This window comes from Microbacterium sp. CGR1 (assembly GCF_001266755.1).
GTDB lineage: Bacteria > Actinomycetota > Actinomycetes > Actinomycetales > Microbacteriaceae > Microbacterium.
In genome coordinates this window covers 1794145-1807286 of record NZ_CP012299.1, presented here as the reverse complement: position 1 = coordinate 1807286, position 13142 = coordinate 1794145, and the positions used below count along the sequence as shown (strand labels likewise).

General features: G+C 64.6%; 8 protein-coding genes. 7 read left to right on the top strand and 1 reads right to left on the bottom strand.

From position 1 onward, the window contains the following. Positions 1-176 precede the first annotated feature (176 nt). The 6 genes from rpsL to AKG07_RS08695 all read left to right on the top strand — a co-directional run bounded on the left by rpsL (position 177) and on the right by AKG07_RS08695 (position 6541). A complete protein-coding gene (gene rpsL, locus AKG07_RS08720) occupies positions 177-545 on the top strand; it encodes a 30S ribosomal protein S12 (protein WP_013584051.1) in 369 nt (122 codons plus the stop codon). A gap of 5 nt (positions 546-550) precedes the next feature. Next, positions 551-1021: a 30S ribosomal protein S7 gene (rpsG, locus tag AKG07_RS08715; protein ID WP_050722490.1), complete on the top strand. Its 471-nt coding sequence runs from the start codon at positions 551-553 to the stop codon at positions 1019-1021. An 85-nt stretch (positions 1022-1106) separates the two neighbouring features. Further along, positions 1107-3227, top strand: coding sequence for an elongation factor G (gene fusA / locus AKG07_RS08710; protein WP_053097509.1), 2121 nt, complete (start codon positions 1107-1109; stop codon positions 3225-3227). Between the two features lie 148 nt (positions 3228-3375). Beyond that, on the top strand, positions 3376-4566 hold the full coding sequence (gene tuf / locus AKG07_RS08705; RefSeq protein ID WP_053097508.1) for an elongation factor Tu: 1191 nt from the start codon (positions 3376-3378) through the stop codon (positions 4564-4566). Between the two features lie 184 nt (positions 4567-4750). Then, positions 4751-5413, top strand: a complete 663-nt coding sequence (locus AKG07_RS08700) for a VanZ family protein (protein ID WP_053097507.1) — start codon at positions 4751-4753, stop codon at positions 5411-5413. Positions 5414-5530: 117 nt separating this feature from the next. Beyond that, positions 5531-6541: a hypothetical protein gene (locus AKG07_RS08695; RefSeq protein WP_053097506.1), complete on the top strand. Its 1011-nt coding sequence runs from the start codon at positions 5531-5533 to the stop codon at positions 6539-6541. 120 nt (positions 6542-6661) lie between these two features. On the opposite strand, the gene AKG07_RS08690 is transcribed toward AKG07_RS08695, so the two are convergent. Continuing rightward, complete coding sequence (locus AKG07_RS08690; protein ID WP_053097505.1) at positions 6662-8803, bottom strand: hypothetical protein; 2142 nt, start codon at positions 8801-8803, stop codon at positions 6662-6664. A 229-nt stretch (positions 8804-9032) separates the two neighbouring features. On the opposite strand from AKG07_RS08690, the gene AKG07_RS08685 reads away from it, so the two are divergent. Continuing rightward, positions 9033-13133 carry a glycosyltransferase gene (locus AKG07_RS08685; protein WP_053097504.1) on the top strand — a complete coding sequence of 1367 codons (4101 nt, stop codon included), beginning with the start codon at positions 9033-9035 and terminating at the stop codon, positions 13131-13133. Positions 13134-13142 lie beyond the last annotated feature (9 nt).

The window sequence follows — 13142 nt, the reverse complement described above, 5'->3', positions numbered from 1 at the left end:
CATTACACTTGATCAGGTGTGTGCACGTCTCGACGTGCGCGCTGGGCGTCGGCACCATGCCGGTCCGCCCCCACGGCATACCCACCACCACAAAGGCTCGTCGATTCCGGCGTGCCGGTGGGTCACTGATGTGAAACCCATCACGCTGTCACCGTGCAGCATTATGAGGAGAGAACGTGCCAACCATTCAGCAGTTGGTTCGCAAGGGTCGCTCGCCCAAGGTCTCGAAGACCAAGGCGCCTGCACTCAAGTCGAACCCGCAGCAGGCCGGGGTCTGCACCCGCGTCTACACCACCACCCCGAAGAAGCCGAACTCGGCGATGCGCAAGGTCGCTCGTGTGAAGCTCCGCAACGGCACCGAGGTCACCGCCTACATCCCCGGTGAGGGTCACAACCTCCAGGAGCACTCGCTGGTGCTCGTCCGTGGAGGCCGTGTCAAGGACCTCCCCGGTGTCCGTTACAAGATCGTCCGTGGCGCCCTGGACACCCAGGCCGTCAAGAACCGTAAGCAGGCTCGCAGCCGCTACGGCGCAAAGAAGGGCTGAGTCCAATGCCTCGTAAGGGTCCCGCCCCCAAGCGTCCCGTCGTCAACGACCCGGTATACGGCGCTCCGATCGTCAGCCAGCTGGTCAACAAGATCCTGGTCGACGGCAAGAAGTCCCTCGCCGAGTCGATCGTCTACAACGCCCTCCGTGGCGTCGAGGCGAAGAACGGTCAGGACGCCGTCGCCACTCTGAAGAAGGCGCTCGACAACGTGCGCCCGACTCTCGAGGTCAAGAGCCGCCGCGTCGGTGGCTCGACCTACCAGGTTCCGGTCGAGGTCAAGCCGCACCGCGCGAACACCCTCGCGCTGCGCTGGCTCGTCAGCTACGCCAAGGGTCGTCGTGAGAAGACGATGACCGAGCGTCTCCAGAACGAGATCCTCGACGCGTCGAACGGTCTCGGTGCAGCGGTCAAGCGCCGCGAGGACACGCACAAGATGGCCGAGTCGAACCGCGCGTTCGCTCACTACCGCTGGTAAACAGCTTCGCCCGCCCCCGATCACACATCGGGGGCGGGCACCCCCCTCTTCGCAGTACGACTGCACAAAAGATAAGGACACTCCTGTGGCACAAGACGTGCTCACCGACCTGAGCAAGGTTCGGAACATCGGCATCATGGCTCACATCGATGCTGGCAAGACCACCACGACCGAGCGCATCCTGTTCTACACGGGCGTCAACCACAAGCTCGGCGAGACCCACGACGGTGCCTCGACCACCGACTGGATGGAGCAGGAGAAGGAGCGCGGCATCACGATCACGTCTGCCGCCGTGACCTGCTACTGGAACAAGAACCAGATCAACATCATCGACACCCCCGGTCACGTGGACTTCACGGTCGAGGTGGAGCGCTCGCTCCGCGTCCTCGACGGTGCTGTCGCCGTCTTCGACGGCAAGGAGGGAGTCGAGCCCCAGTCCGAGACCGTGTGGCGTCAGGCCGACAAGTACAACGTCCCCCGCATCTGCTTCGTCAACAAGATGGACAAGCTCGGCGCGGACTTCTACTTCACCGTCGACACCATCATCAACCGCCTCGGCGCCAAGCCGCTGGTCATCCAGCTGCCCATCGGTGCGGAGAACGACTTCATCGGCGTCGTCGACCTCGTCGAGATGCGCGCGCTCGTCTGGGCGGGTGACTCCAAGGGTGACGTCACCATGGGTGCCTCCTACGAGATCCAGGAGATCCCGGCCGACCTCAAGGAGAAGGCCGACGAGTACCGTCAGCAGCTCCTCGAGACCGTCGCCGAGACCGACGACGCGCTGCTCGAGAAGTTCTTCGGTGGCGAGGAGCTGACCGTCGCCGAGATCAAGGGCGCGATCCGCAAGCTCACCGTGGCTTCCGAGATCTACCCGGTCCTCTGCGGTTCCGCGTTCAAGAACCGTGGCGTGCAGCCGATGCTGGATGCCGTCGTCGACTACCTCCCGAACCCGCTCGACGTGGGCTCGATCGAGGCGCACGACCCCAAGGACTACGACACGATCATCGAGCGTCACCCCGACGCGAAGGACCCGTTCGCGGCTCTCGCGTTCAAGGTCGCCGTGCACCCGTTCTTCGGTCGCCTGACCTACGTCCGCGTCTACTCGGGACAGCTCGACTCCGGCGCTGCGGTCATCAACTCGACCAAGGGCAAGAAGGAGCGCATCGGGAAGATCTTCCAGATGCACGCCAACAAGGAGATCCCGGTTCCCTCGGTCACCGCCGGCAACATCTACGCCGTCATCGGTCTGAAGGACACCACCACCGGTGACACCCTCACCGACCCGGCCTCGCCGGTCGTCCTCGAGTCGATGACGTTCCCCGAGCCCGTCATCGAGGTCGCGATCGAGCCGAAGACCAAGGCCGACCAGGAGAAGCTGGGTGTCGCCATCCAGAAGCTCGCTGAAGAGGACCCGACCTTCCGCACGGAGCTCAACCCCGAGACCGGTCAGACGACCATCAAGGGCATGGGCGAGCTGCACCTCGACATCCTCGTCGATCGCATGAAGCGCGAGTTCAACGTCGAGGCCAACGTCGGCAAGCCGCAGGTGGCGTACCGCGAGACGATCCGCAAGGGCGTCGAGAAGTACGATTACACGCACAAGAAGCAGACCGGTGGATCGGGTCAGTTCGCGAAGATCCAGTTCAACATCGAGCCGCTCGACCTCGACGACGAGAAGACGTACGAGTTCGTCAACGCGGTCACCGGTGGTCGCATCCCGCGTGAGTACATCGGCTCGATCGATGCCGGCTTCCAGGACGCGATGAACGTCGGCGTGCTCGCCGGATACCCCATCGTGGGTGTCAAGGCGACCATCGTCGATGGTGCTGCTCACGACGTCGACTCCTCGGAGATGGCGTTCAAGATCGCAGGATCGATGGGCATGAAGGAAGCCCTTCGTCGGGCGAACCCGGCGCTTCTCGAGCCGCTCATGGCGGTCGAGGTGCGTACTCCTGAGGAGTACATGGGCGACGTCATCGGCGACCTGAACTCGCGTCGTGGCCAGATCCAGTCGATGGAGGACGCCGCAGGCGTCAAGGTCGTCCGTGCACACGTCCCGCTGTCCGAGATGTTCGGCTACATCGGCGACCTGCGCTCGAAGACCTCGGGCCGCGCCGTCTACTCGATGGAGTTCAACAGCTACGCTGAGGTTCCCCGCGCTGTGGCCGACGAGATCGTCCAGAAGCACCAGGGCGGCGGCGAGTAACACTTTCCTGGGAGCCGGGTTCACGCCCGGCTCCCAGGTCCCCTACAACTTCACATTCCCTCTCTACTAAACTGAGAACCTAACCCGTAGAGATCCGGTCGCAATCCAGTGCCCGGTGACCTCTACACGACGTCCTGAGGAGGACCAAGTGGCTAAGGCCAAGTTCGAGCGGACCAAGCCGCACGTCAACATCGGAACCATCGGTCACGTCGACCACGGCAAGACCACGCTCTCCGCAGCGATCTCGAAGGTGCTTGCTGACAAGTACCCCTCCGACACGAACGTGCAGCGCGACTTCGCTTCCATCGACTCGGCGCCGGAAGAGCGCCAGCGTGGAATCACCATCAACATCTCGCACATCGAGTACGAGACCCCGAAGCGCCACTACGCGCACGTTGACGCTCCCGGCCACGCCGACTACGTCAAGAACATGATCACCGGTGCTGCTCAGATGGACGGCGCGATCCTCGTGGTCGCCGCCACCGACGGCCCGATGGCTCAGACGCGTGAGCACGTGCTGCTCGCCAAGCAGGTCGGCGTCCCCTACCTGCTCGTCGCACTGAACAAGGCCGACATGGTCGACGACGAGGAGATCCTGGAGCTCGTCGAGCTCGAGGTCTCCGAGCTGCTCGCCTCGCAGGGCTTCGCCGAGGACGCTCCTGTCGTCCGCGTCTCCGCTCTGAAGGCACTCGAGGGTGACGAGAAGTGGACCCAGTCCATCCTCGACCTCATGGAGGCCGTCGACAACAACGTTCCCGACCCCGTGCGCGACAAGGACAAGCCGTTCCTCATGCCCGTCGAGGACGTCTTCACGATCACCGGTCGTGGAACCGTCGTCACCGGCCGCGCCGAGCGTGGCACGCTGGCCATCAACTCCGAGGTCGAGATCGTCGGACTCCGTCCGACCGTCAAGACCACGGTCACGGGTATCGAGATGTTCCACAAGCAGCTCGACGAGGCATGGGCCGGCGAGAACTGTGGTCTCCTGCTCCGTGGCACGAAGCGTGAGGACGTCGAGCGCGGTCAGGTCATCGTCAAGCCGGGTTCGGTCACGCCGCACACCGACTTCGCCGGTACCGCGTACATCCTGTCCAAGGATGAGGGTGGGCGTCACAACCCGTTCTACACGAACTACCGCCCGCAGTTCTACTTCCGCACCACCGACGTCACCGGCGTCATCACGCTGCCCGAGGGCACCGAGATGGTCATGCCCGGCGACACCACCGACGTGACGGTCGAGCTGATCCAGCCGATCGCCATGGAGGAGGGCCTCGGCTTCGCCATCCGTGAGGGTGGACGCACCGTCGGCGCCGGTACGGTCACGAAGATCATCAAGTAAGCATCTGCTTTCTCGCACAGGGGTCGGGCCTTCGGGTCCGGCCCCTGTGTCGTACCCGGGGCAGTGGGCCTCCGAGGCGGTTTCTCGGTGACTTCGCGGCGAGATGCGATCGACGATCGATAGCATGGCCCGAGTCTGTCCGCAGGCGTCGTCGCCCGGCCCCGGGCATGAGAGGAACGCGACCATGACACAGATCCACGTGGGACCGCCGCCTCCGCGAAGCCATGCGCGGCTGTGGATCTCGACGCTGCTGCTCATCGTCTACTCCGCCTTCGTGCTGCTGGTGACGATGTGGCCGCAGCCCGAGCAGCTCGAGTTCGACAGCATCGCCGGGCGCGTGCTCCGCGCACTGCACAACCTCGGGGTGCCCGAGCGGTTCGGCTACAACGAGCTGGAGTTCGTCGCCAACATCGGCATGTTCGTGCCGCTCGGATTCCTGCTCGGACTCGCGCTCGCGCGCAAGGCCTGGTGGCTCGCGATCTTCCTGCTGCCGGCTTTCTCCGGAGCGATCGAGTTCACGCAGGGCATCGCCCTGGACGAGCGCGTCTCGACCGTTCTCGACGTGCTCGCCAACACGGTCGGCGGATATGCGGGTCTGCTGCTGGCGATGATCCTGAGGGCGATGATCCACGCCAGGGATCGCACGATGATCGAACGCGAGCTGTGGGAGCGTCGCGCCGCCGCGGCCGAACTGCAACGGCAGAACGCGGCGCGAGCGGCGGCTCGTCACGCGTCACCGGTGCAGGCGGCGACGGCGTGGGCCGAGGAGCCCGATCCGGTGACCCGCGTGCTGGACGCGGACTTCTGGGAGACGGGGGACGCGCCTACGGTGCGGATCCCGGTCTAGGTTCTCGAAGAGGCTGCCGTATCCGAGATCTGGAACAGCTTGGGGTTCAGTTCGACTGCGGGCAGGCCGATAGGATTTCGGGGGCTGGACAACCAGCATCTTGATCGGAGGAACGCCATGAACGCCAGAGATCAAGATCGAGGAACGCTCCCGAGCTGGCGGATCGAGAACGACGTTCTGGTCTCGAGCAGCGGAGTCGCCTTCCTGGCCGGGGGAAATCAGCAGCCTCTCCAGTATGCGACCGGCGAGCTGAAACCGGCGCCGGAGTCCGTCCGAGTCTTCTCTCGCAATCTCGAGGCTCGCGCTGCCGACACCTTCGCACGAGGTGTGGGCTACGCGCATGTCGTGTTCCCGGACAAGCAGTCCGTCCTGACGGAAGAATTTCCGTTCCAGCCTGTCGTCAGGTTGGGCGAGACGTATCTCGAGCAGCTTCCAGCGACGATGGTTCCGCGCGTCGTCTACCCCGTGCGCGAGCTTCGCCAGGAGCCGAACAGCTGCCTGCCTCTCGACACCCATCTGTCGCACACAGGCTCGCTCGTCGTCCTGCGCGAGATGGTGGCGGCTGTCGGAGTGGAGGCACCCGAGGCACTCGATCGAGTGGCGAGCCGGATCATGCGACCACGCCGTTGGTCAGGAGACCTCGGGAGCAAGTTGAATCCAGAGCGCTTTCAAGAGGCGCTCCAGCTCCACCCCGATTGGGAGGTGCAGGAGTTCAACAGCGGGGGCGGCTTCAACGATGGGATGATCGACATCCTCCTCAGTCCGGACGCGCCGATCAACAAGACGGTCCTGTTGTTCGGAGATTCCTTCTTCCGGCTGATGCTGAAACACCTGAGCGGAGTCTTCACCCGGGTGGTGTGTCTGAGGACCAGGTTCTATCACCGCGAGATGGTGGAACTGATCGAGCCCGACATCATCTTCACGGGCAACGCCGAGCGCTATCTCTCCCGCGTGTACTCGGATGAGAACGCCCTGCCCTTCGCGCTGTACCGTGCGTCCCGAGGTATCGCAGAGCCCTTCGAGCCCGAGTTCCTGGAGGCCTGGAGAAGCATCAGCTCACCGCGCGCGGCACAGTCCAGAGCCTTCCTCGCGGATCGCCGGGTCCCGCCAGAGCGACGGATCGCATGAGTGGCGATTCCGCCGGAGCGACAGATCGCCGATGCCCGGAGGCAGCGCCGACCATCCCCAACGGTGGACTTCCCCGTAGGTAGGAGCCGTTCTCAGCCGGATCGTCGATCAGACGCTTGATCACACAGCGGGGGAATCGCGCTTGCGCAACGAATCCAGTTCGCGCCGTACGGCGCGCAGCTCCGTTTCGAGTTTGCGTCTCTCGTTGGCGACCTGCCGCAGCTCGAGATGGAGATCGTAGACGTCCGTGTCCCTCGCAAAAGCGGCGTCGTTCCCGGACGCGGCGTCGATGACGAGGTCGGGCGCGTCCGCTACGGGAACGCCGTCGAGCGCGTCGGAAGCGGTGAGATCGACAGGTGTCCCTTTCTGACGCCCGTCGAACAGCACAGCTGCGCCCGACTTCGCGCGCAATATCGTTCGCGCTTCGAGCGTCTCCGTTCCCGCCTCGGCGTTGAACTTGAGCGGGAGCTCATAGCCGTGCGCGTAGCACAGAGATGTCAGGAGTGAATAGAGCCGGGTCATCTTGATCGACGGGATGTCCGCGCGAGCGTCCGTGATGGCGGACCTCGCCTTCTCCTTGTCGAAGTAGTCCCAGAGGGGGCTCGATCCGCATTCGTCGATGATCTGAAGGAAGCGCCGCTGCAAGGGGGACTTGAAGAACAGGGCAGATTGCCAGCCCGACGCCGACACGAGCTGGCGGGTGTTCCGCACGGGAGGCACGTGGACGGCGCTGCACCCCGCATTCAGTTCCAATCCGCCGTGCCAACCGTGCTCGGCGAACGGCAGGTCGACCAGATCGAAACGACTCCGCTTGACGATCTCGTAATGGATACGTTCGTCGTTTCGCCATTCCGGCGGAGCCAGGAAGGAGAGATCGATCAGGTCCGGGTCGTAGAGAGGATGCACGGGGTGGCTCGCCCACAATGCTCCCTGGGAGAACTGTGCGCTCTCCCATGACTGCATGCCCTCGATGCGGAAGACGCCTCCGAGCTGGGCCACGCTCGCGCCGCTGTCGACGTAATAGCGTGCGCGCTCAACCAGCTGTTCCTTGAGGTCTGCGGCAGCGTCCGCCCGCAGGAGATCATTCGGATCGATGTTGGCTCCCGCGAACATCCGCAGAGCGAAATCTTCGGGAGAAGCGTACGGAGTGCTGAACCACTTGTCCCGATACACCTCACCCACGTGACCCTGGAGCAGTACCGCGGGCGAGATGCCCGCGCTCCCTCCGCCATCCCAGATCGGCAGCATTCCGTCGTAGCGGAAGACCGCGCCGAGGCGCTGCCTGAATATGTCTCCCGAGGAGAAGCTCGCGGGCTTGGGAATGTTGTTGGTGAACTCAGCGCCGATCGCCTCGGCGACACTACGGCCCACGACGACATCGGGGTGATCCGGGACACCGTTGGAAAACGCCGCCAGAGTGGCCGGGAGGGGACCGGTCATGGTCGCCAAGGCCGCGATGGCGCGAGAATCGCGGCCACCGGTGAGCGCCAGGTTCACCCTCGCTCCCGTATCGAACACAGCTCGAAGCGAGCCGGCCATCTCGCCGACCACCCGGTCCAACACCGCTTCGGGATCTCGCGCGAGTTCCGCGCGCATCTCGCCGCCGTCTTGACGGTTGAGATAAGAGAGAGGACGCTCATGGACCAGAACGCCGCTGTCCGTGATTCCGAGCCAGCCACCCTGGGGCACGCGACGAATGCCGCTGACCAGGGTGTCCTCTCCCAAGGGCCAGAATGCGATCGCCTGCCAGGCGAGGCTTCGGTAGTCGAAGTCCAAGTGCGGCGTCAGGGCCTGAATCAAACGCGGTCGCGTGGTGACGATGCATGTCCCATCCCCGGCCTCGTGGTAGAAGAGCGGGACCATGGACAGGGGGTCACTCACGAAGGTTGCGTCACTTCCATCGAAGTGACAGATGCCGTAGTCGCCGACGAGGCGTTCGCGCAGAGTCGGCGAGCCTCCGCCCGTGATCTCGCGGGCGATCGCCTCGGCGGTCAGGAGGTGGGCATCGTCCCGCCCGCGCCTGATCGCATGGCCCTTGAGCAGGGTCACCGCGCCGTCTAGGTCCGTGTGCCTCTGATCGCTCGCCCGATAGAGGTGAGTGGAGCGCGAGAAGTGCATGGCCGCCATGCGTCGGTCGGCTGAGACCAAGAGCTCCGCGCCTTCGGAGCGGTATCCGAGCGCCGCGATCAAGGAAGAGGACCGGTTGTTGAGGATCTGTGCACCCTGGCCAGTCCGGTCACTGATGAACACATAGTCGCTCATTGTCCAGCCACTCCCAATCATCTGCGCGCAGGCGCGTCTGCCTTCAGTAGCGTACATGCGCGCGCTCGCGCTGCACTTCTCGGTCTGAGCCGCCCGATATGACGGCGTGGCGACGGGGGCGTGCGGGGACCGGGGCCGCGCGGGGCGTTGCGATATCCTGGCATCGGCTCGTGATCCGCAAAGACAGGTTCTTTCTGCGCGCCGTACTAGGAGGGGTGTGGCTGCCGATATGACAGCACTGGTCGGAGTGATCGACGGGTTCAATGGACGAGGTGTGTTCGGGTGGGCTCGTCGCGACGGCGACGGCTCGAGTCTTCACATCGACATCGAGCTCGACGGCGTGCTCGTCGCGACGAACGTCCCCGCCGACAGGTTCCGGAAGGATCTCGTCTCCGCCGGTGACGCTCATGGCAGGCACGGTTACGTGTGGGAACTCCCCGCCTCCGCGACGTTCGGGGAGCGTGTGAAGGTCGCAGTCCTGGCGAACGGATCGGGCGAACTGATCGCAGAGCGCGAGTTCGCAGCGCCTTTCAGCGGCACGCCCTGGCGCGGTGCCATCCGCGAGCCCAAGAACCGGGCGCTGAACGGTTGGGTGAAGCTGAACGGCAAGAACGACCCTGTCGTCGCTGACATCTATCTCGACGAACACCGCGTCGCTGCAGGTCACAGGTGCGACCTCGCAGTTCCGGAACTCGCCACGGGGGCCGGAACAGGATCGTGGGGATTCAGTGTTCCCACCGGCAAGTTCCGCCCCTCGGCAGACTCGGTCGTGGTGTCGCTCCGCGATCCCGCAGACGGGTCGATCATGCTCGAGAGAGAGGTGAGCACCGCCGCCCTCAAAGACTCGTACCGCGGCCGCCTCGAAGTCACCGACGACGCTGACGTGCGCGGATGGGCCATCAATGAGAACTGGCCGGATGACGTCTTCGATGTCGAAGTGCTTCTCGACGGCCATCCATATCTGACGGTCAAGAACTCGCTGCCGCGAAATGACCTGCGCAAAGCCGGCCTCGCCAACGGCCAGGGCGGAGTGAGATTCATCAATCCGCTGCACCGATGGATCTCCGACGGTGCTGAGCACGCACTCTCGCTGCGGTTCCCCGACCAGACGACGAGCAGCGAGTATCGCTTCAGCGCACGCCCGCGCCAGTCGCAGGGGGGAAGCGTCCGCTTCGAAGAGCCCTCGCGCCGTGGCGTGACCATCATCGTCCCGATCTACAACGCGCCGGACGATGTGGCGATATGCATCGAGCGTCTCCTGGCTCACACCCCTGAAACCGCACGCATCCTGCTGATCGACGACTGCTCACCCGATGCACGGGTGAGAGAGGTGCTTGCTCGCCACCGCGACGAGACGAGGCTCAGGATCCTCGGCAACGAGACGAACATGGGGTTCACGAGGACCGTGAACCGGGGGATCGTCGAAGCAGGGGACGACGACGTCGTGCTCCTGAACTCGGACGCGCGCGTCACGCCGGGATGGCTGGACGGCATGCTCGCCGCCGCCGCCAACTCGCCTCGAACCGCGACAGTGACCGCCATGTCCGACCGAGCCGGCGCGTTCTCGGCGCCGCGAATCGGGAACGACAATCCGCTGCCTGCCGGCGTCGACGAGATCGCTTATGCGCGCGCGTTCCGCCGGGAATCGGTGAGGGTGTATCCGAGAGTCCCCACCGGCAACGGTTTCTGCATGTGGATCAGCCGACTCTGCATCGAGGAGATCGGGCCGCTCGATTCGCAGGCTTTCCCGCGTGGTTATGGCGAGGAGAACGACTTCTGCATGCGCGCGGGCCGCGCCGGTTGGATCCACGTCATCGATGACAGCACCTACGTCTTCCACGATCGATCGAAGAGCTTCGGCGATAGCAAGACCGAACTGCTCGCCGCAGGCCGGGCCGTCGTAGACGCTCGATACCCCGAATACAAGCACGCGATCCGCGTTTTCCGAGAGAGCCCGGAGATCGCGATCGCACGAAATCGTGCGCACGTCGCGCTGACCGTGGCGTCCAGGAGCGCTGTCGCGCTTCCTCGTGTTCTCTACGTCATCTCGACGACGACGGGTGGGACGCCTCAGACGAATGCGGACCTCATGAATGCGCTCGACGACGCCGTGGAGCCTTGGGTGTTGCGCTGTGATTCGCGGGAGATGACTCTGAGTCGGGTCGTCGACGGCGAGCTCCACGAAGTGTACCGACACGAACTGCATCACGAGCTCGAGCCGATCGGTCACATCTCGCCCGAGTATGACAGCGTGGTCGGGTCGTGGCTCAGACAGTGCGATTTCGACATCGTCCACATCAGGCATCTGCTGTGGCACTCGCTGTCGCTGCCGGGCATCGCGAGCCAGCTCGGGATGAAGGTCGTCGTCTCCTTCCACGATTACTACGCCTTGTCTCCCAACCTGAAGTTGATCGACGATCGGGGCACCTACCTGGGTGACGAGTACGTGGGGTCAGGTTCGGTGTACCGGGACTCCGGCTGGCCGGTGCAGCAATACCCGACACCGACAGGCGAATGGCTGCAATGGTGGCAGGACCGTTTCTGGCGGGCGATCCGGATGTGCGACGCATTCGTCACCACGTCGGACAGCGCCCGCGACCTGATCCTCTACCACTTTCCCGAGATGGATCCCGAGCGGTTCAGTGTCATCGAACACGGTCGGGACTTCGAAGTCCTCCGCTTCGTCGCCGCTCGCCCGGTATATGGCGAGCCCATCAGAATTCTGGTGCCGGGGGGGATCAACGCGGCGAAGGGCGCGGAGATCCTGCGATCGATGGCGGACGCCGATGCCCAGGGGCAGATCGAGTGGCACATTCTCGGACCGATAAAAGAGAAGTTCGAATCCAAGGGGTCACGCGTCGTCTACCACGGCGCCTACAAGCGTGAGAACTTCGGCAAACTCGTCGAGAAGATCGCGCCCCATGCGGGAGCGGTGCTCTCGATCTGGGACGAAACCTACTGTCATACCGTCACGGAGATGTGGAGCGTCGGCATCCCCGTCTTCGTTCTCGACTTCCCCAACGTTGCGCAGCGCGTGAGACGCTTCAATGCCGGCTGGGTTCTCGACGGCCTGGACGCCCCCTCCCTGCTCACGCAGATGACGGAGGCGCTCTACGATCGTGAGGCACGCGTGGCGGCTCTGCGTGGTGTCCACGATTGGCAGAACGGTTGGGGCATCGCGTGGACGACGAAGCAGATGGCACTGCGGTACCTCGACGTCTACCGCCGGATTCTCGCCGGATCGGAAGGCGATTCGTCTGACACGCTCCGAGTCGGCGTCCTTTCCCGTTCTTCCCGTGACCTCACGCGAGCCCCCGCATCGACCTATATCCGACTGTGGGAACGCACGCGGAACTCTGTGGCCCGCGATGTGGACTTCGTGCGGGTCACACCGGACGGCGCGATCGCATCCGTGCGGCAGGGCTTGATCGACGGATTGATCGTGCAGCGCGACGCGGTACCCGCCGCAGCCGTCACTGACCTGATCACGGCACTCAGCGCGGCCGGTGCGGCGCTCGTGATCGAGGAGGACGGCGATCTGATGCCGGCCGATTCCGAAAGCGACGCGCGCCTGAGAGATGTCGCGGATGCACCTGCATCGACGGCGCTGCTGCGCGGCGCGACGGCCTTCTCGGTGTCGACAGAGGCGCGCCGTGACCGATTGGCGGATCTGGATGTTCCGGTTGAGGTCTTCCCTGCCGCGCTGAGTGATCGTCTGTGGAGCGTGCCGGTCAGTCCGCGGGTACGAGATGGGAAGGTCCGCGCGCTGTACCTCGGAGACCGGACGCACCGCGCGGATCTCGACGTGGTGCTCCCGGCGCTCGATGCGTTCGCGGCCACCCGCCCCGACTTCGAACTCGTGTTGATCGGCATCACCGCTGAAGATGAGCTGGAAGAGCTGCGAGACGGCCGGCCCTGGCTGCAGGGCTTCGAGGCGCCGGAGAGCGTTCGGCAGTTCCCGCAGTCCGTCGAATGGCTGCATGAGTGCGCCGAACGAGTCGACTTCGCGATCGCACCGCTGGCGGGCACGGAGCTCGACGCGTCCCGGTCTGACCTCCAGCTCCTCGAACATCTCGCCCTGGGGATGCGTACTGTCGCCAGCGCCGTCGGGCCGTACCGGGAGACCTCGATCCCCGGGGTGACAGCCGTCGCGAACTCGGTCGACACATGGGTCGATGCGCTCCGTCGCACGACCACCGAGGTCGAGTCGGAAGGATCGCGTATCGAGGGCCGCGCCTGGCTGGTCGAGAACGGCATGCTCGCGGGTCAGCAGCCCCGGTTCGATCGGTTCCTGAGATCAGCGGTGGATACCGCGAGAACCCCGCACTAGGACGCAATG